This is a genomic window from Sphingosinicella sp. (genome assembly GCF_041916975.1).
GTDB lineage: Bacteria > Pseudomonadota > Alphaproteobacteria > Sphingomonadales > Sphingomonadaceae > Sphingosinicella.
The window spans coordinates 1,813,136-1,836,075 of sequence record NZ_JAYRYK010000001.1 but is presented as its reverse complement, the minus strand read 5'-3'; the positions used below and the strand labels follow the sequence as shown (position 1 = coordinate 1,836,075).

Here is a 22,940-nt window from a genome sequence, read left to right as displayed (position 1 = left end):
GTTATTCCGTGAGCACGCGCGGCAGTTTGAAGGCGACATCCTCGACCGCGGTCGTGATCTGCTCGACGCTGAGCTGGCGGCGTGCGGCGAGCGCATCCACGAGTTCCTGCACCAGCACTTCGGGGGCGGAGGCGCCGGCGGTGATGCCGACGGTTTCAGCATCGGCCACCCATGCCCAGTCCAGTTCGGCGGCGCGCTGCACCAGATAGGCGCGGGCGCCGCAGCGTTCAGCGACCTCGCGCAGCCGCAGCGAGTTCGACGAGTTTGGCGCGCCGATCACGAACACGACATCGCATTTGGAAGCGATCGCCTTCACGGCATCCTGCCGGTTCGAGGTGGCGTAGCAGATATCCTCGCCGCGCGGCGCCTGGATCGCCGGGAAGCGGCGGCGCAGCGTTTCGACGATCTCGTGCGTGTCGTCCACCGATAGCGTCGTCTGGGTGAGGAAGGCGATGCCCGAAGGATCGGCAACTTCTATGGTTTCGGCGTCTTCGACCGTTTCCACCAGCGTCATCGCACCCAGCGGCACCTGCCCGAACGTGCCGATCACCTCCGGGTGCCCGGCATGGCCGACGAAGATGATGTGCCGCCCCTGCTCGATCAGCCGCTCGGCCTGCCGGTGCACCTTCGACACCAGCGGACAGGTCGCATCGACATAGACCATCTTGCGCGCCTCGGCGGCCTTCGGCACGCTTTTCGGAACGCCGTGCGCCGAGAAGATCACCGGCACGTCTTCCGGCACTTCGTCCAGCTCCTCGACGAACACGGCGCCCTTGGCGCGGAGGCTATCGACGACGAAACGGTTGTGGACGATTTCGTGGCGCACGTAGACGGGCGCCCCCCATTTTTCGATCGCAAGCTCAACGATGCGGATGGCACGGTCGACGCCCGCGCAGAAGCCGCGCGGGCCTGCGACGAGCACCCGGAGCGGACGCTTCAGTTCTGGATCGATGTCGGCCATGACGGCGCCCCCTCTACGCGATTGCTTGCCGCTTCAAAAGCCGCTTCCTATAGAGACGGGCGACAGGGGCGCCATAGGGCGTCTTGAGCCCGATGCGGGAAGGACCGTCACACGTGCGCCAGTTTTTCGTTGTTGTGCCTGCGCTCCTCATGCTGGCGGCCTGCGGCGGCGGCAACCCGCTGAAAATCACGCGCAGCCCATGCCCCGCGGCCGGCACGCTCCAGTACGCGAGCGAGGTGACGCTGTTCTCGCCGGAAACGAGCCGCGACGCGAACGCGATAGACGTGACCGCCGCGATCACCAATGTGCGCGCCACCTGCGCCGAATCGGCGGAGCGGCTGAACAGCCAGCTTTCGTTCGATGTCGTCGCTCAGCGCGCGAACGCCAGCGGCGCGCGCGACGTGACGCTGCCCTATTTCGCGGTTGTGCTGCGCGCGGGCGATCAGCTTCTCTCGAAGCAGCTCGGCAGCGTGACGCTGCGCTTCGAGGACGGCCAGCTGCGCGCGCGCACGACCGGCTACGCGCGCAGCGACATCAGCCGCGCTGCCGCCGCGCTGCCTGAAAACATCGCGCGCGAGCTGACCCGCGAGCGCAAGCCGGGCGACGCCGACGCCGCGATCGACCCGCTCGCCGCCCCAGAAGCGCGCAGCGCGTTGAAGAACGCCAGCTTCGAACTTCTGGTCGGCTTCCAGCTCGACGACGCGGCGCTCGCCTACAACGTCGGGAAGTAACGGCGTTTGGCGGACGCGGGCCCTATCTCCCGTTGACAGAATCCCTGCCGCCCCGCATGGAGGCCGGGCCGTCGGTGCCCCGGCACCGGTGACGCGCGGGAGAGTCCGCATTCTTTGGGATGCGGCGCCGAAGGAGCAACCGCCCCCGGAATCTCTCAGGCCCAAGGACCGCGCGGCCACCTCGTACGGCGCTCTGGAAAGCGGATGCGGCTTCGGGCGCATCCCACCGACGGGGTAAGCACGGGTTCGAGCAGTCTCGACCGGCGCGAAACTCTCAGGTTCCGTGACAGATGGGGGCGGCCCGGCGCGGCTTTGCGTCGGGAATCTGTGTCACGAACGGAGCCTCGATGTCTGAAGCTGATGAAACCGCGCTGGCGTTGCCGCTGGATGCCCTGCACCGCGCCCTCGGCGGCCGCATGGTGCCGTTCGCGGGCTATGCCATGCCCGTGCAGTTCGAAGGCATCATGGCCGAGCACAGCTGGACGCGGGAGAGCGCGGGCCTGTTCGACGTGAGCCACATGGGCCAGCTCGAATTCCGCGGGCCGGGCGTCGCGGAGGCGCTTGAAAGTCTGATGCCCGGCGATTTCCTGGCGCTGCGCGAGAACCGGATGCGCTATTCGCTGCTGCTCGACGACAACGGCGGCATCATCGACGATCTGATGGTGACGAACCGGGGCGATCACTTCTACGTCGTCGTGAACGGCGCGACCAAGCACGGCGACATCGCGCACATCGCGGCGCGGCTTGCGGGCGGCGTTTCGCTCGTTCACCGCACCGACCTCGCGCTGCTCGCGCTGCAGGGGCCGAAGGCGGCGGATGCGCTAGTGCGTGTCGCGGGCGAGGTCTCGACATTGGTGTTCATGAAGGCGGGGGCATTCCGCATCGAGGGCGTCGACGTGTGGGTGAGCCGCTCGGGCTATACGGGCGAGGATGGGTTCGAGATTTCCGTGCCCGCCGACAAGGCCGAAACCGTTGCCAGCGCGCTGCTCGCGCAGCCGGAGGTGAAGCCGATCGGGCTCGGCGCGCGCGATTCGCTGCGGCTGGAGGCGGGGTTGCCGCTTTATGGGCATGACCTTTCCACGGCCTCGACGCCGATCGAGGCGGACCTCGGTTTCGCGATTTCCAAGCGCCGGAAGCTCGAAGGCGGGTTTCCGGGCGCCGAGCGCGTACTCGGGCAGCTTCTGAACGGTGCGCCGGTGAAGCGCATCGGGCTTCGCATCGAGGGCAAGCTGCCCGCGCGCGAGGGCGCCGAGATTTTCGCAGGGACCGAGAAGGTCGGCGTCGTCACCTCGGGCGGGTTCGCGCCCACGGTGGGCGCGCCGATCGCGATGGGCTTCGTTTCGGCGAGCCACGCCGCGGACGGCACTGCGCTTGAAATCGATGTTCGCGGACGGCGAATCGCTGCCGTCGTCGCGCCCATGCCGTTCGTTCCGCACCGTTATGTCAGACAGGGAGGCCAGTGATGACCGTCTATTATTCGAAAGAGCATGAGTGGGTTCGTGTCGAGGGCGACACCGCCACCGTGGGCATCACCGACTATGCGCAGAGCCAGCTTGGCGACGTGGTGTTCGTGGAGCTTCCCGCGGCCGGCAAGGCGCTGGTGCAGGGCAAGGATGCCGCCGTCGTCGAATCGGTGAAGGCCGCGAGCGAGGTCTATGCGCCGATCTCGGGCAGCGTCAGCGAAGTGAACGACGCGCTTGAAGCCGACCCCTCGCTCGTCAACAGCGCGGCGGAAACCGATGGCTGGTTCTTCAAGATGAGCATCGGCAATGCCGCCGAGCTTTCCGGCCTGATGGACGCGGACGCCTACGCGGCGTTCTGCGCGGACCTCTAAGGCTTAGCGCGTGGCACGGCAGCACAATTTCGATCCGGCTAAGTACGCCGCCCACGCGGCGTTCGTGCCTGCGCTCGGGGCTGCCGTGCTGGGTCTGCTCGCGCCGAAATCCGGCGAGCGCATCCTTGACCTTGGCTGCGGCGACGGCGTGCTGACGCTGAAGCTGGTCGAGGCCGGGGCGAGCGTGCTCGGCACCGATGCCGATCCGGCGATGGTGGCGGCCGCGCGCGCCAAGGGCCTCGACGCCGAGGTGATGGACGGCCAGCGCCTGACGTTCGATGGCGGCTTCGATGCCGTGTTCTCGAACGCCGCGCTGCACTGGATGCCCGATACGGCGGCGGTGTTCGCGGGCGTCTACCGCGCCTTGAGGCCGGGTGGGCGCTTCGTTGCGGAGTGCGGCGGCTTTGGCAACATCGCCGCGATCCGTGCGGGGCTGCGCGGTGTGCTGAAGGCGCGTGGTTATGCCGTGCCGGGGCGCGAGGACCAGGTCTACATGACTGCCTCGCAGGCACGTGCTGCGCTGGAGGCCGCGGGGTTCGCGGTCGAGGCTTGCGACATCATCCCGCGCCAGACGCCGCTCGCCAGCGGCATGGCGGCGTGGCTCACGACGTTTCGCTCGGGCTTTCTCGATGCGCTCAAGGTCACGGACAGTGATCGGCAGGCGGTGATCGACGAGACCGTCGAGCTTCTCCGTCCCATCCTCTGCGATGCGGACGGCAACTGGATGGCGGATTACGTGCGGCTGCGCTTCGCGGCCACAAAACCGGAGTAGCGAATGCGATACCTGCCCCTCACTGCCGACGACCGCGCCGCGATGCTCGGCAAGATCGGCGCGCCGAGCGTTGACGACCTGTTCCGTGACGTGCCCGCCGCGGCGCGGCTTTCCGGCCCGGTGGAAGGCCTGCCGCTCCACATGAGCGAGATGGAGGTAGAGCGCGCGCTTTCCGCGATGGCACGGAAGAATCTCACCGCCACGCACGTGCCCTTCTTCCTCGGCTGCGGGGCCTACAAGCACCATGTGCCGGCGAGTGTCGATCACCTGATCCAGCGTGGCGAGTTCCTGACGAGCTACACGCCCTATCAGCCGGAAATCGCGCAGGGGACGCTGCAGTACCTGTTCGAATTCCAGACGCAGGTCGCGCGCCTGACCGGCATGGATGTGGCGAACGCCTCGATGTACGACGGCTCCACGGCGTGCGTGGAAGCGATCTTCATGGCGCGGCGCGTGACCCGCAGGGCGAAGGCGTTGCTCTCGGCGGGGCTGCATCCGCACTATGTGTCGGTCGCGAAGACGCTGACGCACTTCACCGATGACGAGGTGGTGACGGCGGTGCCGGTGCTGACGGACGGCGCGCCGGGCGATGATATCGCGGCACTGATCGCGGCGATCGACGACGAGACGAGCTGCGTCGTCGTGCAGAACCCGAACCTCTTCGGCCATGTCGCCGACCTTTCGGAGCTTGCCGCGCGCTGCCACGAGAAGGGCGCGCTGCTGATCGCGGTGGTGACGGAAGCCGTCGCTTTCGGCGCGGTCCGTTCGCCGGGCGCGATGGGCGCGGATATCGTGGTGGGCGAGGGCCAGTCGATCGGCGGCGGGCTCAGCTTCGGCGGGCCGTACCTTGGCCTCTTCGCCTGCAACCACAAGCACGTGCGCCAGATGCCGGGGCGGCTCTGCGGCGAGACGGTGGACGCGGAAGGGCGGCGCGGCTTCGTGCTGACGCTTTCGACACGCGAGCAGCACATTCGCCGCGAGAAGGCGACCTCGAACATCTGCACCAACTCCGGGCTGATCAGCCTTGCGTTCACGATCCACATGAGCCTGCTCGGCGAAAAGGGCCTGCGCGACCTTGCGGCGCTGAACCACGCGCGTGCGGTGCAGGTGGCGGAGCGGCTGGCGGCGATACCGGACGTCGACCTGCTGAACGGGCCGTTCTTCAACGAGTTCACCCTGCGGCTTCCCGTTGAGGCGCGGCCCGCGATCCGGCGCATGGCGGACGCGGGCGTGCTGGGCGGTGTCGCGCTTGGGCGGCTCTATCCGGGCGAGGCGAGCCTCGCGAACGGTGTCGTGGTTGCCGTGACGGAAACGCAGACGGACGAGGACATCGACAGACTTGTCGCAGCGTATGAGGAGGCCGTGTCATGCTGAACCGTCAGGGACGCGAGACGGCGCCGGGCGCCATCGAGACCGGCGATATCGAGACCTTCACCGGCAACCGGGGCCTTGCGCTCGAAGAACCCTTGATCTTCGAGATCGGCGACAGCGAACGGACCGGCGTCGACCTGCCCGCGCCGCCGAAGGTCACCTCCCGCCTCGGTGGGCTGGAGCGTGAGCCGATCGGGCTTCCCGGCCTGTCGGAGCCGGAAGCGGTGCGTCACTACACGCGCCTCAGCCGCCAGAACTTCGCGATCGACATGGGGCTGTTCCCGCTCGGCTCGTGTACGATGAAGCACAACCCGCGCCTCAATGAGAAGATGGCGCGCCTGCCCGGCTTTTCGGACATTCACCCGCTGCAGCCCGTGGACAGCGTGCAGGGCGCGCTCGAACTGATCGACAGCCTCGCGCACTGGCTGAAGACGCTGACCGGGATGCCCGAAGTCGCCATGAGCCCGAAGGCGGGCGCACACGGCGAGCTTTGCGGGATGCTCGCGATCCGCGCGGCGCACGAAGCGCGCGGCGAGACGCGCAAGGTGGTTCTGGTGCCCGAATCGGCGCACGGCACCAACCCGGCGACCGCCGCCTTCTGCGGCTATGAGGTGGAGAACATCCCGGCGACGCCGGCGGGCCGTGTCGATCTTGCGGCATTGAAGGCGCGCCTCGGCGCCGATGTCGCGGCGGTGATGATCACCAATCCGAACACCTGCGGCCTCTTCGAGCCGGACATGATCGCGATTTCCGAAGCGACGCACGCGGCGGGCGCCTACGTCTATTGCGACGGCGCCAACTTCAACGCCATCGTGGGGCGGGTCCGCCCCGGCGACCTCGGCGTCGACGCGATGCACATCAACCTCCACAAGACCTTCTCGACACCGCACGGCGGCGGTGGGCCGGGGGCGGGGCCGGTGGTGTTCTCGGCGGCGCTGGCGCCGTTCGCGCCGCTGCCGTTCGTTCGCCACACGGGCACGCACTATGAGTTGGTCGAGGAAGAACAGTCGCATGGCAGCGGCGACGCGCACGCGAGCAGCTTCGGCCGCATGGTCGCCTTCCACGGCCAGATGGGCATGTTCGTGCGCGCGCTCAGCTACATCATGAGCCACGGCGCCGACGGCCTGCGGCAGGTTGCCGAAGATGCGGTGCTGAACGCGAACTACGTGCTGCGCAGCCTCGACGACGTGATGACCGCGCCGTTCGGCACGTCGGGCCCCTGTATGCACGAAGCGCTGTTCGACGATCATTTCCTCGAAGGCACCGGCGTCACCACGATCGACATCGCCAAAGCGCTGATCGACGAGGGCTATCATCCGATGACGATGTACTTCCCGCTTGTCGTTCACGGCGCGATGCTGATCGAGCCGACGGAAACCGAGAGCAAGGCGACGCTCGACCAGTTCATCGCGACGCTGCGCCATCTCGTGGCGCGTGCGAAGGCGGGTGAAGTGGAGCACTTCAAGGCCGCGCCGCACCTCGCACCGCGCCGCCGCCTCGACGAAACACTGGCGGCGCGGAAGCCCGTGCTGAGCTGGGTGCCGGAAAGCATCGCGGCGGAGTAGGCGCACGGCCTGTTAAGCGCGGGCATGGCAAGACGATGGCGATGGGAACGATCGCTTACTATCTGATCGCGGTGAACCTCGCCGCCTTCGCCGCCTATGTCTGGGACAAGCATCTGGCCGAGACGGGCGGACGCCGGATTTCGGAAAGCACGCTGCTCGGCCTTGCCTGTCTCGGCGGTTCGCCCGGCGCGTGGGCGGCGATGCGGCTGGTACGCCACAAGACGCGCAAGGCTTCCTTTCAGACAAGCTTCCACGTGCTTTTGGCCGTGCAGATCGTGCTTCTTGTCGCGGCGTCGACCGAGCGCGGACGCGCTTTCTTGACCTTGCTCGTCTAACCTTCGGGGTCGGCGGTGAACTCGCTGAACTGCCAGCCTTCAGCGGCTTGATCGAAGTAGAAGACATAGGGCGCACAGAACACGACGAAGCGATTCTTTTCGGTCTGCGGCTGCGCCCTGCCCATGCATTCGCGCACCGCAGGCGTGAACAGGCCCATCCAGATCGAATCGAAGCGATCGGCAGCGAGTTCCCGGCCTTCGAAGAGGAACGGGAAGCGGGTCAGCGCCTTGACGGTCGCGGCGTCGCCTGTGGCGGCGGCGGTGGCGAAGCGGGTCCAGTCCGGTGCGAACGCGGCGACGGCGCCGGGGGCGATGCCGCCCGCACCTCCGGCCGGGCCAAGTTCGAACTTGAGGATGCGCTTGTCGTCCCACTGTTCGTGGTAGGTGACGCGGGCGCGCATCCCGTTCTGGATGGGAATGGGCGGATCGCCGCGGTTCGTGAAGCTGGCGCCCGAAGGCTGGAAGCCGCGCCAGTAGCCGAAGGTGACGCCGCCGACGGTGAAGCCCTCCCACGTGCGGTAACGATAGCCGATGTCGCCCGGGCTGCGGGCTTCGCGGCGCTCCCGTGTCCACGCATCGCTGACGATGCCCTCGGCGACCTTGATCTCGCGGCCCTCCTCCATCACGCGCCGCATGGCGTGATAGTCCCACAGCGGGATGAGCATGATCAGGAAGGTGAGCGCGGCGAACACCAGCAGCACTTTCGACCAGCGCTGCGTCTTGCTCCGCCAGCGCCCGATGGCGGCCAGCGCGAACAGTGCGAGCGGGATCGCGAAGAAGACCCATTCCTCGTAGCGCGTGTGCGCGATGTCGAAGACCGTCTGCATCATCGTGTCGTGCCTGCCCCGCACCCTTTCGCCGGATGCTGCGGTGTTTCGGTGCGCCGCGCAAGCCGCCAGCCGAAACCCCTGTTGACCGCCACGCATCGCCCGTCCAAAACGCCTTACACTGAAAGTGCATGGGGAGTGAGATGACCGGCGCGGACACGGCATCGCTGGATGGGCTGAGCTTCGAGGCTGCGCTCGCGCGGCTTGAGAAGATCGTGCACCAGCTCGAGGCCGGTGAAGTCGATCTCGAAGCCTCGATCGGGCTCTACGAGCAGGGCCAGCAATTGAAAGCCTTCTGCGAATCGAAGCTGAAGGCGGCGCAGGCGCGCATCGAGCTCATTCAGCTCGACCCCGACGGCGAACCGAAGGGCGCACGGCCCTTCGACGCGGAATAGGCGCCGCGGTGCACGCTTCGCTCAGCCTGAAGCCCGCGCTCGACGCCATCGGAACCGCGATCGACCAGCGTTTCGACAAGCTGCTCCCGATTCCGGGCGACCCCCGCCGCAAGTTGGTCGAGGCAATGCGCTATGCGGCGATGGGCGGTGGCAAGCGTATGCGGCCGCTGCTCGCGGTCGCTTCGTGCGACCTGTTCCATGTCGACAAGGAGCGCGCGCTGCGCACCGCGATCGCAACCGAATGCGTGCACGTTTACAGCCTCGTCCACGATGATCTGCCGTGCATGGACGACGACGACACGCGGCGCGGCAAGCCGACGCTGCACAAGGCGTTCGACGAGGCGACGGCGGTGCTCGCTGGCGATGCGCTGCAGGCGCTCGCCTTCGAAGTGCTCGCCGACGAGGCCACGCACGAAGACCCCTATGTGCGCGCCGAGCTGGTGCTCGAACTCGCGCGCGCCAGTGGCCCGGCGGGCATGGCGGGCGGGCAGATGATGGATCTCGTCGCCGAAGAAGAGACGTTCGACCTTCCAACGACGACGCGGCTTCAGCAATTGAAGACGGGCGCCCTCATCGGCTTCGCTGTCGAGGCGGGCGCGATCATGGGCAAGGCGAGCGCGGACAATCGCGTGAAGCTGCGCGGCTACGCCCGCGACCTCGGCCTTGCGTTCCAGATCGCCGACGACCTGCTCGACGTGGAGGGCGACAGCAGCCGCACGGGCAAGGCCGTGCGCAAGGACGCGGGCGCAGGTAAGGCGACCTTCGTGTCGCTGCTCGGCATCGAACGCGCGCGCAAGCAGGCGGAGATGCTGATCGATCAGGCGATCGGGCATCTGCACGGCTTCGGGCAGTCCGGCGATCTCTTGCGCGCCATCGCGCGCTTCGCGATCGAACGCGACCGCTAGACCAGCAAACAGGGGGACACGTCATGCGCATCGGCGTTTATCCGGGGACGTTCGACCCGATCACGCTCGGCCATATCGATATCATTCGGCGCGGTGCCAAGCTCGTCGACAAGCTGATCATCGGTGTTTCGACGAACCCGTCGAAGTCGCCGATGTTCACACTGGAGGAACGGCTCGAGCAAGTGCGCCGCGAAACCGCAGGCATCGCGAACGGCACGATCGAAGTCGTCTCGTTCAATGCGCTGCTCATGGATTTCGCTGCGAGCCAGGGCGCGAGCATGATCGTGCGCGGCCTGCGCGCGGTCGCCGATTTCGAATACGAGTACCAGATGGCGGGCATGAACCAGCAGCTGAACAGCGAGATCGAGACCGTGTTCCTGATGGCGGACGTGGCGCTGCAGCCGATCGCTTCGCGGCTGGTGAAGGAAATCGCCATATTCGGTGGCGAGATCGGCAAGTTCGTGACGCCGGCAGTGGCGGCGGCGGTGAAGACGAAAGTTGCCGCGAACAAATCATGATATTCAGCACGGATGCAGCTTTTGCGGGCTATGGCGTGCAGCACGTTGGAAATCGAGGGTTCGGCATGAAACGAGTATGGACTGCGCTGTTTGCAATGCTGGCGGTCGCGATGGCGTCGCCCGCATCCGCGCAGGAGGCGAGCAAGATGTCGCCCGAACAGGCGATGAAGGTGCAGGAGGCGGCAACGGCGGCTCCGGCTGCGGTACCGGTCGCTGCGCCAACCGCGCAGGACCCCGAAAACATCCTCTATCTCGACCTTTCGACAGGCGGGCGCGTCGCCATCCTGATGCGGCCGGACATGGCCCCGAACCATATCGAGCGTATCAAGACGCTGGTGCGGCGCGGCTTCTACGACGGGATCATCTTTCACCGCGTGATCGAAGGCTTCATGGCGCAGACCGGCGACCCGCAGGGCACCGGGCAGGGCGGATCGGACCTTCCCGACCTCAAGGCCGAGTTCAATTCGCTGCCGCATCTGCGCGGCACCGCATCGATGGCGCGCACGCAGGCGCCGGACAGCGCGAACAGCCAGTTCTTCATCATGTTCATGCCGATGACCGGCACGATGGACGGCAACTACACCGGCTGGGGCCGCGTGATCTCCGGCATGGAATTCGTGGACAAGATCGCGCGCGGCGAGCCGCCCGCGAACCCTTCCCGCATCCTCAAGGCTTCGATCGCGGCCGACAACGTGCCGCCGCCCCCGCCTGCGATCGCTGCGCCTGAAGCCGCGCCCGCCGTGCAGCAGGCGGGCGTGCGGGCACCGCCGCCGCAGAACTGACTTGCGCGTCGACGATTTCGATTTCGAGCTGCCGCAGGACCTGATCGCGCTTCGCCCGGCCAGCCCGCGCGACGCGGCGCGGATGCTCGTCGTGCGCCCGCAGGGTCTGGAAGATCGCATCGTGCGCGATCTGCCGGGGATGCTCGCGCCCGGCGATGTGCTCGTCTTCAACGACACGCGCGTCATCCCCGCGCAGCTTTTCGGCCGCAAGGGCGAGGCGAAGATCGGCGTTACGCTCCACAAGCGCGAAGGGGCGTATGAATGGCGGGCGTTCGTCCGCAATGCGAAGCGGCTGAAGACCGGCGACCGCGTCGATTTCGGGGCGGGGCTGGAGGGTGTCGTTACCGAGAAAGCGGCGGACGGCAGCATCCTGTGGCGCTTCGAATGCGAGGGGGCGCTGGAGGCGGCGCTCCACGCGGCGGGCACGATGCCGCTGCCGCCGTACATTGCGGGCAAGCGACCGGCGGATGCGCGCGATGCAGAAGACTATCAGACGATGTTCGCGGCGCGGGAGGGTGCGGTCGCCGCGCCCACGGCCGCGCTGCACTTCACGCCCGAGCTGATCGCGGCGCTGGACGCGCGGGGCGTGGGGCGCGAGACGTTGACGCTGCATGTCGGTGCGGGGACGTTCCTGCCGGTGAAGGTGGACGACACGCGCGACCACCGGATGCACGCCGAATGGGGCGAGGTGAGCGCGGAGGCGGCGGCGCGGCTCAATGCCGTGCGCGCGGCGGGCGGGCGCATCATCGCCGTCGGCACCACCTCGCTGCGTCTTCTTGAAAGCGCGGCGCGCGAGGATGGGGTGATCATGCCGTTCAGCGGCGATACCGACATTTTCATCACGCCCGGCTACCGCTTTCGTGCGGTGCAGGGCCTGATGACCAACTTCCATCTGCCGCGCTCGACGCTGTTCATGCTGGTGAGCGCATTGATGGGGCTGGAGACGATGCGCGGCGCCTATGCGCACGCGATCGGGGGCGGATATCGCTTCTACTCCTACGGCGATTCGAGCCTGCTCTTGCCGTGATCTGGCCTCTGCTGTATTATATACATAATACGGTTAATGAGGTGGTCATGAAGACGCTGATGATTCCCGCTCTCGCCCTGCTTGGCCTTGCCGCGTGCGACGAGCCCGCCGATCAACCCGAGAAGGGCGCGGACGTCGCCATCGTTGCGGCGAACGAACAGGGCAAGCGCGTGTTCGAAGCTGCGGCGGACGGCAAGACGGGGGCGGTGACGGTGACGACGCCGGGGTTCGACCTCAACCTGAAGCTGCCCAAGGTGGCGCTCGGTGCGGATGATTTCGATATCGACGGCGTGAAACTTTACCCCGGCTCGACGATCGGGGATATCCGGGTGGATGCCGGCGCCAAGGACAAGAAGGGCGACGCCGCGGTGGATGTCGGTTTCACGGCGCCTGCCGACGCGAAGACCGTTGCGGGGTGGTTCGCGCGGCGCTTCACGCAGAAGGGTATCGCCTTCGAACGCGAGGGCGACACGCTGACCGGCGAGACCGGGGACGGCGACGCCTTCGTCGTCGAACTCGTCGACGAGACGGTGAACGGCGCGGCGGGGGCGAAGGGCAGCATCCACATCGTCAGCGGATAGAGGTTTCCTGCACGCGCGCTTCGCTCTATGCGGCGCGCCATGACGCGTTTCGACTTTTCCATCCACGCGCGCGATGGCAGCGCGCGCACCGGTACGATCCGCATGATGCGCGGCGAGATTCGCACGCCCGCGTTCATGCCGGTCGGCACCGCCGCGACCGTGAAGGCGATGAAGCCCGCGGACGTGCGCGCCACGGGCGCCGACATCATCCTCGGCAACACGTATCACCTGATGCTGCGCCCCGGCGACGAGCGCATGGCGCGCCTTGGCGGGCTGCACCGCTTCATGGGCTGGGACCGGCCCATCCTGACCGATTCGGGCGGCTATCAGGTGATGAGCCTTTCCGACCTCACGAAGGTGACCGAGGAGGGCGTGCGCTTCGCCTCGCACCTCGACGGCTCGCGGCACCTGCTGACGCCAGAACGCTCGATGGAAATCCAGCGCAACCTCGGCAGCGACATCGTGATGGCGTTCGACGAGTGCACCGCGTTTCCCGCGCCGCACGGCGTTGCCGCGAAGTCGATGGAAATGTCGATGCGCTGGGCGAAACGCTCGCGGGACGGCTTCGACGGGCATGAGCACGCGGGCCGCGCGGCGCTGTTCGGCATCCAGCAGGGCTCGATGTTTGAAGACCTGCGTCGCGCCTCTTCACAGGCTCTGACGGAGATCGGCTTCGACGGCTACGCGATCGGCGGTCTTGCCGTCGGCGAAGGTCAGCCGCAGATGTTCGAGGTGCTCGATTATGCGCCGGGGCTGCTGCCGGAGGACCGGCCGCGCTACCTGATGGGCGTTGGCAAGCCCGACGACATCGTGGGCGCGGTTCAGCGCGGCATCGACATGTTCGACTGCGTGCTGCCGACGCGATCGGGCCGCAACGGGCAGGCGTTCACGCACGACGGGCCGATCAACCTCCGGAACGCGCGCTTCGCCGAGGATACCGGACCGCTCGATCCCGATTGTGCCTGCGCGGTCTGCCACGGTTGGAGCCGCGCCTATATCCACCACCTGATCCGATCGGGCGAAATCCTCGGCGCGATGCTGATGACCGAGCACAACCTCTCTTTTTATCAGCAGTTGATGGCAGGGCTCCGGCAGGCCATCGCGGAGGAGCGGCTGGAGGCGTTCGCACGTGCGTTCGTCGGCCGCTACCGGAAGGAAGCTTGATGGCGGTTGTCGAAGTTGAGCGCTCTGGGGGTTACGCTGTTGTCACGATGAACCGCCCGGAGGCGATGAACGCGCTTTCGACTGCGCTTCGCAGCGAACTCGCCCGCACCTTCGACACGCTGGAGGCAGACCCCGACATTCGCGTCATCATCCTGACCGGCGCCGGCGACCGGGCGTTCACCGCCGGGCTCGACCTCAAGGAACTGGGGTCGGGTGCGACGAGCCTCGCCGACGCTGTGGAGAAAGAAGACCCCGTAAGCGCGCTCGGCCGCTTCTCGGGGCCTGTGATCGGCGCGATCAACGGTGTCGCCATCACCGGCGGCTTCGAACTGGCGCTCGCCTGCGACGTGCTGATCGCGTCCGAAACCGCGCGCTTCGCCGACACGCACGCGCGCATCGGCGTGATGCCCGGCTGGGGCCTGAGCCAGCGGCTGAGCCGCACCATCGGCATCTTCCGCGCCAAGGAAATGTCGCTGACCGGCAATTTCATCGACGCCGCGACGGCGGAACGCTGGGGCCTCGTGAACAGGGTCGTCGCGCCCGCCGAACTGATGCCCACGGCGCGGCGCTTCGCGGAAGACATGCTCTCCGCCGATCCGGGGATGCTGAAGGCGCTGAAGGCGCTCATCGACGATGGCTTCGCGCTGCCGTTTGGCGAGGCGATGGCGCTGGAGACGGAGCGATCTGCGGGCAATAGTGCGATCGGCGCTGCGGCGGTCGAAGCGCGGCGAAAGGCCGTGCTCGACCGGGGGCGTTCGCAGACGGGCTGATTAGCGCCCCTTGAAGTTCGCGGGGCGCTTTTGCAGGAAGGCGGTGACGCCTTCGGCGAAATCTTCCGTGAGTCCCGCAAGCCGCTGGTTGCGGCGTTCCACCATCAGCCCTTCGCTGAGCGGCTTGTCGAGGCACTGGCGCAGACCCTGACGGATGAGTGCATAGGCGCGCGTCGGCCCCTTCGCGAGCCGCGCGGCGAGCGCGTGCGCTTCCGCCATCAGCGCGTCGTCTTCGACCACCTTGTAGATCATGCCCCAATCGAGCGCCTGCGCGGCGGGCACCTTTTCGCCGAGCATCATCATCGCCTGCGCCCGCGCGCGGCCCGCGAGGCGGGGCAGAATCCATGTCGAGCCGACATCGGGCACGAGGCCGATGTTGACGAAGGCCTGCAGGAAATAGGCGGAACGGGCGGCAATCACGATGTCGCCCGCCAGCGCGATCGACGCGCCCGCACCTGCCGCCGGGCCATTCACCGCGGTGACGAAGGGAAGGGGCAGGTCCATCAGCCGTTCGAGGAGCGGATTGAAATGGGTTTCGAGCACTTTGCCCGCATCCATCGGGCCTGATGGCAATCCGCTGTCCGGAGCGGCGCCTGCGTTGCCGCCCGAGAGGTCGGCGCCCGAGGAAAAGCCACGGCCCGCGCCTGTCATCAGCAGCACGCGCGCGGTGCCGCGATCGCGCACGGCATCGACCGCGTGGATCATCTCGGCCACCGTGTGCGTGCTGAGACCGTTCAGCACCTGCGGCCGATTGATCGTCAGCGTCGCAATGCCATCCTGTTCTTCGAGCAGGATGTGTTCGTAGGCCATGTGCGTCTCCCCGTATCCAGTTCGGGGATGCTTAGCTGCATCGAGCGGCCAGGGAACCGGTCATTTGAAAGGGGGGGACGCCGGGTATGCGGGGATCGAGCTCATGGCGGGCTGCAAACGGCGGCTTTCTGCGCTTCCGGTGCTCACGTACCTTTAGTACGCTGCGCTCCGGTTCTCGAAATCCACCATTTTCGCCTCACCCTGACCTCGATCCCCACACACCCGGTATGACCGGTTCCCGCCGTTCGCTCAGTCGTCGAAGCGCCGGTCAAGCACTTCGCCGGTCCGGCGATCGATCAGCAGTTCCACTTCCCGGTTCTGCGCGTCGCGGCCTTCCACCTTCACTGCGGCGCCCTTCACCTCGATCTCGTGCGCGCGGACGCCGAGCGCGGCGGCGCGCTTCTCGACGGCATCGAGCGACATGGTCTTCGCGGCAGGCGCCGCTGCGTTCGCGATGAACGGCGTTGCTGCGGCAACGAGCAGGACGGTGGGCAGAATGATTCGTTTCACGGTCGGGTCTCCTTGGGTTTGTGGAGAGATGCCTAGCGAATCGTCGCTGACACGCGCCCAGCGCGGGTCGTCAGCCAAGCGTCAGCGGAGAGATGTTAGTTACTGGACATGCGTATGACTCCATTTTCATCCTTGCGCCTTCGCCGGGCCTTGCCGGTTGCGCTCGCGGCCGTGGCGGCGCTGACCGTCGCGGGCGGCGCTCCGGCAAAGGACAAACAGGCAAGGAAGGCCGAAGCGGCGACTTCGATCCGCGCCGCCGTCGAGCGCGGCGATATTCTGCCGCTGCCCCGTATTCTCGCGCTTGCACAGGCGCGCGTAAAAGGGGAAGTGCTGAAGATCGAACTCGAGCAGGACGACGGCGTGCTCAGCTATGAGGTCAAGATCCTGACCAAGAAGGGCCGCGTACGCGAGGTCGAACTCGATGCCCGCACGGGCGCGCTCATCAAGATCGAGGATGATTGATGCGCCTGCTGGTGGTGGAGGACGATCCCGATGTCGGGGACGATCTCGTCCGCGCGCTGGGTGAAGCGGGCTTCGTCGTCGATCTTGCCGTGACCGGCGACGATGCGTGGTATCGCGGCGATACCGAGAACTATGCCGCCGTCATCCTCGACCTCGGCCTGCCGCGCCTTGATGGGCTCAGCGTTCTGAGACGCTGGCGGAGCGCCGGACGCAACTTCCCCGTGCTGATCCTCACCGCGCGCAGCGAATGGACCGAAAAGGTCGAGGGCATCGATGCCGGTGCGGACGACTATCTCGCGAAGCCCTTCGCGATGGGCGAACTCGTGGCACGGGTACGGGCGCTGCTGCGCCGCGCGGCCGGGCACGGATCACCGCTGATCCGCGTCGGGCGTCTGACGCTCGATACCAGCCGGATGTCCGCGCATGTCGACGGCCGCGCGATCCGGTTGTCGCCGCTCGAATACCGCTTCCTCGAATTCCTGGCGCATCAGCAGGGCAGTGTCGCTGCCGCGCACGACATCGCCGAGCATCTTTACGGCACCGCCGATTCTGGCGACACCAATGCCATCGAAGCGCTCGTTACCCGGCTGCGCCGCAAGACTGGCCCCGGCGTTGTCGAGACACGGCGCGGCTTCGGCTACTTCCTCTCGGAGGAGAGCTGATGCCGCTGCGTTCGCTGCGGCTTCGGCTGCTGGCGAGCGCCGCTGCGGCGATCTTCCTGGCGCTCGCGCTCGCGGGCTTCGGGCTCAACTTCCTGTTCGAGCGCCATATCGAGCGCCGCGAAGCGCTGTCGATGGAGGCAAAGGCGAGGGAGCTTCTGGGTGCTTTAAGGCTCGACACGAACGGCAAGCCGTTTGTTGACACACTGCCTTCCGATAACCGCTTCAACGAACCGGCAGGGGGGCTTTACTGGCAGGTCACGACCGCAACCGGACAGGAACATTCGCCCTCGCTCTGGGACCAGTCGCTTCCTGCCGCAAAGGAAACACCCCGCGATCACTGGCGCGTCCGGCGTATCCCCGGCCGGTTTGAACAGGGCCTTCTGGTGATCGAGCGAATGGTGCGGCCCGACCAGAGCGGCCGCGCCGTGCTGGTGCAGGTCGCGACCGACGACAGCGCGCTTATTGACGCGCAGCGAGAGTTCGGCCGCGAAATGGTCGGCTCGCTGGTGCTGCTCTGGCTGGTTCTGATCGGTGCGGCATACGGCCAGGTAGTGCTGGGGTTGAAGCCGCTGGCGCGCATCCGCGCCGAGCTTGATCGGATGCGTCGCAATCCGGGCGCGCGGCTATCGGCGGACCACCCGACTGAAATCGATCCGCTGGCGAACGCGATCAATTCGCTCGCCGATGCGCGCGCAGGAGACGTCGACCGTGCGCGCCGCCGCGCCGCCGACCTCGCGCATAGCCTGAAGACACCGCTTGCCGCGCTCGCCGCGCAGAGCCGCCGCGCGCGCGAGGCGGGGGCGCATGAGGCTGCGGACGGCCTCGACCGCGCCATCGCGGCGGCGGGTGCGGCGCTTGAGGCCGAGCTCGCGCGCTCGCGCTCCGCTGTGGCGCGCGAGGCGCAGGCGTCGTCGCGCGCGAACGTGCTCGATGCGGCGGAGGCGGTTGCTGCCGTTATCGAGCGCACCGAGGCGGGAGAGCGGATCGTGTTCGAGATCGACGTTCCGGACGATCTGGAATTGCCGTTCGCGGCTTCCGATCTGGCCGAAATCCTCGGCGCGCTGATGGAGAATGCCGCGCGTTTCGCCCGGCGGCGGGTAGCGGTCTCCGGCGTTGTCGCGGGTGACGAGGTTCGGATCAGCGTCGGGGACGATGGCCCCGGCATCGCCGATGCGCGCGCGGCGACGGCGCTGGTGCGCGGCGGGCGTCTCGACGAGGCCGGGCCGGGCCACGGTTTCGGGCTTGCGATCGTCAGCGATCTGGTGAGCGCGACGGACGGCACCATGGCACTCGGCACCGGCCCGCTCGGCGGCCTTGAAGTCCGCCTCGCGTGGCCGGTGCTTGCTGCATCCTAGAAGTTCACGAGGAAGTTCAGGCGCAGGCGGTTCTGCCAGTCGACCGGGCCGATGACGCCGTCCTTCTGCCGGTAGTGGTAGTAGGTGGCGTTGAGCACGAGTTTGTGCTTGGGCACGAAATCGATGGCGAGCGTGTGCTGCATGTAGTTCGTGCCGATGTTGGTGTTGTCCTGGCTGAACGCTGCCAGCACCGCGTCGGTTTCTGCCTCGGCGTAGCCGTATGTGAAGCGCCAGTCGCCGGGCTTGCTGGCGCGGCCGACGAGGAGGTCGACGCCGAAGCCGGTGTCGGCATCGGTCGCCGCGCCGTAGTTGTGCACATAGTCGCCGACGATACGCACCGGCCACTTCTCGCCGAGACCGTTCCACGTGAGCGCGGCGATCACGTCGAGCAGGTTGAAGTCGGAGAGGTAGCGCCCGCCCGCGAACAGGTTTGAACGGAAGTCGCCGGCGTCACCGCCTGCGAGGCTGCGGAGGGCGTAGTCATAGTATCCGACCGCAAGCTCGGCCTGGATCGGTGCGGAAGGTGTCTGCACCGAGAGCTGGCCGCCGATCATGCGGCTGTCCGGCCCGGCGACGGATTCGTCGACGAGGAAATAAAGCCCGGTCGCCTTCACCTTCACGCCGCCGAGATCGGCGCTGTACGCGGCGGATGCACCCTGCGGGGAGACGTCGCCGTCCCACACGAGCTCGGTGCGCACGAACGGCTGCGGGATCTTGCCGAGGTGGACCTGGAGATCACCGGGGGTGAGGCGGATATAGGCCTGATCGAGGCTGACCTGCAGATCGTCATCGAAGTTCGACAGCGTCATGTCGGTGGAGTTGGGATCGTCGGGGTCGCCCGTGGCGAGCTGGCCGCCGACGGTGAGCCAGTCGTTCACCGCATAGGCGGCGCGCAGGCGGGCGCGGAGCACGCCGCGATCACGATCGCGCGCGCCGGCGATGCCGAAGTTGGATTCGTAGCGCACGCGCATGTCGCCCGAGAGGCTGAGGCGCGAAGGCGTGCTGCTGACGGGCGCGGCGGTCGTGACGATGGCACCCAGTGCGGGGGCGGGCGCAGCCGCGACGGCCACCGGCGTTTCGCGCTGCTTTGCGAGCGCGCCTTCAAGCTCGGCGATGCGCGCCTGCGCGCGCGTCTGTTCGGCACGGAGCGCCTCGACGGCGGCCTTCAGCTCGGCGATGTCGTCGGCCGGAGCGGCCTGCGCGGACACGGGCGCCAGCGCGCTTCCAAGCAGCAACGACGCGCAGACGGGCAGGCGCCATCTACGCAAAAAATGAGACGTGTACGTCATAAATTCCCCTTTTGGGTATGCAACCGGGGCGCCGGAGCCGGCACCGCACGCTGCCCATAGCAGCCCTTCGCTGGCATGTCGCTGACGCGCGTCGTCAGCGAAGTGTCAGATTCGTCGCAGGGGAAAGGGAAACGGCCTCAGTGCGGCGCGGGGACGTCTGCCGCCTTCACCTTGGCGCGGAAGGCGTGGAGGAGGGGCTCGGTGTAGCCGCTCGGCTGGGCCACACCCTCGAACACCAGCGTGCGGGCGGCCTGGTAGGCGAGGCTGGTGGCTTCGTGGCTGGACATCGGCCGGTAGAGCGGGTCGCCTGCATTCTGCGCGTCCACCTTCGCGGCCATGCGCGCGAAGGCGGCGTCGACGTCCGCCGCGGTGCAGACGCCGTGCAGCAGCCAGTTCGCCATGTGCTGCGAGGAAATGCGCAGCGTCGCGCGGTCTTCCATCAGCCCGATGTCGTGAATGTCCGGCACCTTGGAGCAGCCGACGCCCTGATCGACCCAGCGCACCACGTAGCCGAGAATGCCCTGCGCGTTGTTGTCGAGCTCCTGCCCGATCTCCTCGGGCGACCAGTTGTGCCCGGCGGCGAGCGGGATGGTGAGGAGGGCGCCGAGACCGTCGATGCCCTCGGCGCGGCGCTCCGCCTGCCGCGCGAACACATCGACAGCGTGATAGTGCGTCGCGTGCAGCGTGGCGGCGGTGGGCGAAGGCACCCACGCGGTGTTCGCGCCCGTCTTGGGGTGGCCGATTTTCTGCTCCAGCATGTCCGCCATCCGGTCCGGCGCCGCCCACATGCCCTTGCCGATCTGCGCGCGCCCGGAAAGCCCGCAGGCGAGGCCGATCTGCACGTTGCGGTTCTCGTAGGCGGTGATCCACGCGGAGGTCTTCATGTCGCCCTTGCGGATCATCGCGCCCGCGCGCATCGAGGTGTGAATCTCGTCGCCCGTCCGGTCGAGGAAGCCGGTGTTGATGAAAACGATACGGTTCTTCACCGCCGCGATGCACGCCGCGAGGTTTGCCGAGGTGCGCCGCTCCTCGTCCATCACGCCGACCTTGATCGTGTGGCGCGCAAGGCCGAGCAGATCCTCGATCGCGTCGAACAGGCGGTTCGTGAACGCGGCCTCTTCGGGGCCGTGCATCTTCGGCTTCACGATATAGATCGAACCCGCGCGGCTGTTCACGAAACGGCCCTGACGCTTGAGGTCATGAACGGCGATGAGGCTGGTGACGATACCGTCGAGAATGCCCTCGGGCGCTTCCGAACCACCCGGCAGACGCACGGCGGGCGTCGTCATCAGGTGGCCGACGTTGCGGACGAAGAGGAGACTGCGGCCGGGGAGCGTGAACGCCGTGCCATCGGGCGCGGTATAGGCGCGGTCGGCATTCAGGCGGCGCGTCATCGGCTTGCCGCCCTTCTCGAACGTGTCTTCGAGATCGCCCTTCATCAGGCCGAGCCAGTTCGCATAGGCCGCGACCTTGTCCTCCGCGTCCACGGCGGCGACCGAGTCTTCGAGATCGACGATCGTGGAAAGCGCGGACTCGAGCACGACGTCGGCGAGGCCCGCCGGATCGTCCTTGCCGATCGGATGTGCGCGGTCGATCACGAGTTCGATGTGGATGCCGTTGTGGCGGAGCAGGATGTTGTCGCCTGCATGGCCGACAAGCTGCGCCGGATCGGCGAGCGCGGGGGTGCCGCCTGCCCAGCCCGTCCACGACCCGCTGACAAGCGGCACGGCGCGATCGAGGAACGCCTTCGCCCACGCGATCACCTCCGCGCCGCGCGCGGGATCATAGCCCTTGCCGGCCGGGGTGCCCGGAATCGCATCGGTGCCGTAGAGCGCATCATACAGGCTGCCCCAGCGCGCATTGGCGGCGTTGAGCACGAAACGCGCATTGAGCACGGGGACGACGAGCTGCGGCCCGGCGAGCGTCGCCAGCTCGGCATCGACATTCTGCGTGGTGACGGTGAAGGGCGCGGGTTCGGGCGCGAGGTAGCCGATTTCGCGCAGGAATGCCTGATACTCGGCCGCGTCGATGGGCTTTCCGGCGCGGGCCGTGTGCCACGCGTCGATGCGCGCCTGCAGATCGTCGCGTGTCTTGAGGAGCGCGGCGTTCTCGGGCGCGAAGCGGGCATAAATCTCCGCAACGCCCGCCCAGAAGGCATGGGCGGCGACGCCCGTGCCGGGCAGCGCCTGCTCTTCGATGAAACGGACGAGTTCGTCCGCGATCTGGAGGCCGTTCCTGGTCGTCGTCATGGCGTGATCCCGTCTGCTGCCCGTGCGTGGGTTTACGGGCTTCATAGACGAGCGCGAACTCGTGCGGTAGACGAACGAAAATTAAAGCAGCTTTTCACTACAGGAACAAATTGAATGGACGCCGCCTGATGGATGCCGACTATGCGCTGTTCGCGAAGATCATCGAAAGCGGCAGCCTTTCGGCGGCGGGGCGCGCGGTGGGGCTTTCGCCCGCGATGGTTTCGAAGCGGCTGGCGCGGCTGGAGGCGCGGCTCGGCGCGGCGCTCGTCAACCGCACGACGCGGCGGCTCGCGCTCACCGAAACGGGTGAGCGGTTTCACGCAGACGTGCTGGCGATCCTGAAGGCGGTGGCGGAGGCGGAGGCGCGCGTCGGCGGGGAGAAGGACGGCCCGGCGGGGCTGCTGCGCGTGTCCGCGCCCACATCGTTCGGGCGGCTGCACATCGCGCCGCACCTAAAGCGGTTTCTGGATGATTATCCGCGTATCACGCTCGATCTCGATCTTTCGGACGGGTTCGTGGACCTGATGGCGGCGCGCATCGACGTTGCCGTGCGGATCACGCCCACGGTCGGCGGCGGCGTGAGCGCGCGGCGGCTGGCGACCAACCGCCGCATCCTCTGCGCGGCCCCCGCCTATATCGCGCAGCACGGCGCGCCGGAGGACACGGCGGCGCTCGGCGATACCCAGCGGCACCGGCTGCTCGCGGCGACCGGCCAGTTCCCGTGGCGATTGACGGGTGCGAGCGGGAGCGCAGAGGCGCGCACGGTGACCATCGACGGCACCAGCCGCGTGCGCACCAATTCGAGCGAGGTCGTCCGCGAGCTGTGCATCGCCGGGGTCGGCATCGCGCTCAGATCGCTATGGGACGTGAGCGCCGACCTCGCCGCCGGGCGACTGGTCCGCATTCTGCCGGACTGCGAGGGATCGGCCGACGTCGGCATCTACGCCGTCTCGCCACGGCGCAGCGGAATTGCGCCTGCGGTAGGGGCGTTTACGGATTTTCTTGAGGGGTTGTATAGGCCGGTGCCGCCTTGGGAGGGGTGAGGCAACTCCAAGCGTAACATCC

25 protein-coding genes and 2 riboswitches are annotated in these 22,940 nt (G+C 67.5%); of the genes, 19 read left to right on the top strand and 6 right to left on the bottom strand.

The window, feature by feature from the left end; genetic code table 11:
* Position 1: 1 nt before the first annotated feature.
* A complete protein-coding gene (gene ispH, locus ACE3TJ_RS08620; RefSeq protein ID WP_374595703.1) occupies positions 2–961 on the bottom strand; it encodes a 4-hydroxy-3-methylbut-2-enyl diphosphate reductase in 960 nt (319 codons plus the stop codon).
* A gap of 113 nt (positions 962–1,074) precedes the next feature.
* Here ispH and ACE3TJ_RS08615 point away from each other — a divergent pair, with 113 nt between their 5' ends.
* The 7 genes from ACE3TJ_RS08615 to ACE3TJ_RS08585 all read left to right on the top strand — a co-directional run bounded on the left by ACE3TJ_RS08615 (position 1,075) and on the right by ACE3TJ_RS08585 (position 7,569).
* Positions 1,075–1,692: a hypothetical protein gene (locus tag ACE3TJ_RS08615; RefSeq protein ID WP_374595702.1), complete on the top strand. Its 618-nt coding sequence runs from the start codon at positions 1,075–1,077 to the stop codon at positions 1,690–1,692.
* A gap of 86 nt (positions 1,693–1,778) precedes the next feature.
* Positions 1,779–1,873: riboswitch (glycine riboswitch) on the top strand.
* A gap of 2 nt (positions 1,874–1,875) precedes the next feature.
* Positions 1,876–1,992: riboswitch (glycine riboswitch) on the top strand.
* 47 nt (positions 1,993–2,039) lie between these two features.
* Entirely contained in the window at positions 2,040–3,155 is a 1,116-nt protein-coding gene (gcvT, locus tag ACE3TJ_RS08610; RefSeq protein ID WP_374595701.1) for a glycine cleavage system aminomethyltransferase GcvT, read from the top strand.
* The gene (gcvH, locus tag ACE3TJ_RS08605) at positions 3,155–3,526 is read left to right on the top strand and encodes a glycine cleavage system protein GcvH (RefSeq protein WP_374595700.1); all 372 of its coding nucleotides are present in this window, start codon (positions 3,155–3,157) and stop codon (positions 3,524–3,526) included. The genes gcvT and gcvH overlap by 1 nt, the downstream gene beginning before the upstream one ends.
* A 10-nt stretch (positions 3,527–3,536) precedes the next feature.
* A complete protein-coding gene (locus ACE3TJ_RS08600) occupies positions 3,537–4,298 on the top strand; it encodes a methyltransferase domain-containing protein (RefSeq protein ID WP_374595699.1) in 762 nt (253 codons plus the stop codon).
* A gap of 3 nt (positions 4,299–4,301) precedes the next feature.
* Positions 4,302–5,672, top strand: a complete 1,371-nt coding sequence (gcvPA, locus tag ACE3TJ_RS08595) for an aminomethyl-transferring glycine dehydrogenase subunit GcvPA (protein WP_374595698.1) — start codon at positions 4,302–4,304, stop codon at positions 5,670–5,672.
* On the top strand, positions 5,666–7,234 hold the full coding sequence (gene gcvPB / locus ACE3TJ_RS08590) for an aminomethyl-transferring glycine dehydrogenase subunit GcvPB (RefSeq protein ID WP_374595697.1): 1,569 nt from the start codon (positions 5,666–5,668) through the stop codon (positions 7,232–7,234). The genes gcvPA and gcvPB overlap by 7 nt, the downstream gene beginning before the upstream one ends.
* A gap of 35 nt (positions 7,235–7,269) precedes the next feature.
* Positions 7,270–7,569 (top strand): DUF1294 domain-containing protein, encoded by a 300-nt coding sequence (locus ACE3TJ_RS08585; RefSeq protein ID WP_374595696.1) that lies wholly within the window; start codon positions 7,270–7,272, stop codon positions 7,567–7,569.
* Here ACE3TJ_RS08585 and ACE3TJ_RS08580 read toward each other — a convergent pair.
* Entirely contained in the window at positions 7,566–8,399 is an 834-nt protein-coding gene (locus ACE3TJ_RS08580) for a hypothetical protein (RefSeq protein WP_374595695.1), read from the bottom strand. The two genes, ACE3TJ_RS08585 and ACE3TJ_RS08580, sit on opposite strands and share 4 nt — an antisense overlap.
* A 140-nt stretch (positions 8,400–8,539) precedes the next feature.
* On the opposite strand from ACE3TJ_RS08580, the gene ACE3TJ_RS08575 reads away from it, so the two are divergent.
* The 8 genes from ACE3TJ_RS08575 to ACE3TJ_RS08540 all read left to right on the top strand — a co-directional run bounded on the left by ACE3TJ_RS08575 (position 8,540) and on the right by ACE3TJ_RS08540 (position 14,538).
* Positions 8,540–8,791, top strand: coding sequence for an exodeoxyribonuclease VII small subunit (locus ACE3TJ_RS08575; protein ID WP_374595694.1), 252 nt, complete (start codon positions 8,540–8,542; stop codon positions 8,789–8,791).
* Positions 8,792–8,799: 8 nt separating this feature from the next.
* A complete protein-coding gene (locus ACE3TJ_RS08570) occupies positions 8,800–9,696 on the top strand; it encodes a polyprenyl synthetase family protein (RefSeq protein WP_374595693.1) in 897 nt (298 codons plus the stop codon).
* 23 nt (positions 9,697–9,719) lie between these two features.
* Positions 9,720–10,214 carry a pantetheine-phosphate adenylyltransferase gene (gene coaD / locus ACE3TJ_RS08565; protein WP_374595692.1) on the top strand — a complete coding sequence of 165 codons (495 nt, stop codon included), beginning with the start codon at positions 9,720–9,722 and terminating at the stop codon, positions 10,212–10,214.
* Between the two features lie 65 nt (positions 10,215–10,279).
* A complete protein-coding gene (locus ACE3TJ_RS08560) occupies positions 10,280–10,996 on the top strand; it encodes a peptidylprolyl isomerase (protein ID WP_374595691.1) in 717 nt (238 codons plus the stop codon).
* Between the two features lies 1 nt (position 10,997).
* The gene (queA, locus tag ACE3TJ_RS08555) at positions 10,998–12,023 is read left to right on the top strand and encodes a tRNA preQ1(34) S-adenosylmethionine ribosyltransferase-isomerase QueA (RefSeq protein WP_374595690.1); all 1,026 of its coding nucleotides are present in this window, start codon (positions 10,998–11,000) and stop codon (positions 12,021–12,023) included.
* A 47-nt stretch (positions 12,024–12,070) separates the two neighbouring features.
* Complete coding sequence (locus ACE3TJ_RS08550; RefSeq protein WP_374595689.1) at positions 12,071–12,604, top strand: hypothetical protein; 534 nt, start codon at positions 12,071–12,073, stop codon at positions 12,602–12,604.
* A gap of 39 nt (positions 12,605–12,643) precedes the next feature.
* A complete protein-coding gene (gene tgt / locus ACE3TJ_RS08545; RefSeq protein ID WP_374595688.1) occupies positions 12,644–13,768 on the top strand; it encodes a tRNA guanosine(34) transglycosylase Tgt in 1,125 nt (374 codons plus the stop codon).
* On the top strand, positions 13,768–14,538 hold the full coding sequence (locus ACE3TJ_RS08540) for an enoyl-CoA hydratase (RefSeq protein WP_374595687.1): 771 nt from the start codon (positions 13,768–13,770) through the stop codon (positions 14,536–14,538). The genes tgt and ACE3TJ_RS08540 overlap by 1 nt, the downstream gene beginning before the upstream one ends.
* On the opposite strand, the gene ACE3TJ_RS08535 is transcribed toward ACE3TJ_RS08540, so the two are convergent.
* Complete coding sequence (locus tag ACE3TJ_RS08535; protein ID WP_374595686.1) at positions 14,539–15,348, bottom strand: enoyl-CoA hydratase-related protein; 810 nt, start codon at positions 15,346–15,348, stop codon at positions 14,539–14,541.
* Between the two features lie 249 nt (positions 15,349–15,597).
* Positions 15,598–15,858, bottom strand: a complete 261-nt coding sequence (locus ACE3TJ_RS08530) for a PepSY domain-containing protein (protein ID WP_374595685.1) — start codon at positions 15,856–15,858, stop codon at positions 15,598–15,600.
* 114 nt (positions 15,859–15,972) lie between these two features.
* Between ACE3TJ_RS08530 and ACE3TJ_RS08525 the strand changes: the two genes are divergently transcribed.
* The 3 genes from ACE3TJ_RS08525 to ACE3TJ_RS08515 are packed head-to-tail and all read left to right on the top strand — an operon-like array spanning position 15,973 to position 18,337.
* A complete protein-coding gene (locus tag ACE3TJ_RS08525; RefSeq protein ID WP_374595684.1) occupies positions 15,973–16,320 on the top strand; it encodes a PepSY domain-containing protein in 348 nt (115 codons plus the stop codon).
* On the top strand, positions 16,320–16,982 hold the full coding sequence (locus ACE3TJ_RS08520; RefSeq protein ID WP_374595683.1) for a response regulator transcription factor: 663 nt from the start codon (positions 16,320–16,322) through the stop codon (positions 16,980–16,982). The genes ACE3TJ_RS08525 and ACE3TJ_RS08520 overlap by 1 nt, the downstream gene beginning before the upstream one ends.
* A complete protein-coding gene (locus tag ACE3TJ_RS08515) occupies positions 16,982–18,337 on the top strand; it encodes an ATP-binding protein (protein ID WP_374595682.1) in 1,356 nt (451 codons plus the stop codon). The genes ACE3TJ_RS08520 and ACE3TJ_RS08515 overlap by 1 nt, the downstream gene beginning before the upstream one ends.
* On the opposite strand, the gene ACE3TJ_RS08510 is transcribed toward ACE3TJ_RS08515, so the two are convergent.
* Positions 18,334–19,626 (bottom strand): putative porin, encoded by a 1,293-nt coding sequence (locus tag ACE3TJ_RS08510; RefSeq protein ID WP_374595681.1) that lies wholly within the window; start codon positions 19,624–19,626, stop codon positions 18,334–18,336. The two genes, ACE3TJ_RS08515 and ACE3TJ_RS08510, sit on opposite strands and share 4 nt — an antisense overlap.
* A gap of 137 nt (positions 19,627–19,763) precedes the next feature.
* A complete protein-coding gene (locus tag ACE3TJ_RS08505; protein ID WP_374595680.1) occupies positions 19,764–21,875 on the bottom strand; it encodes a malate synthase G in 2,112 nt (703 codons plus the stop codon).
* Between the two features lie 128 nt (positions 21,876–22,003).
* On the opposite strand from ACE3TJ_RS08505, the gene ACE3TJ_RS08500 reads away from it, so the two are divergent.
* A complete protein-coding gene (locus tag ACE3TJ_RS08500; protein ID WP_374595679.1) occupies positions 22,004–22,918 on the top strand; it encodes a LysR family transcriptional regulator in 915 nt (304 codons plus the stop codon).
* Positions 22,919–22,940: the final 22 nt, after the last annotated feature.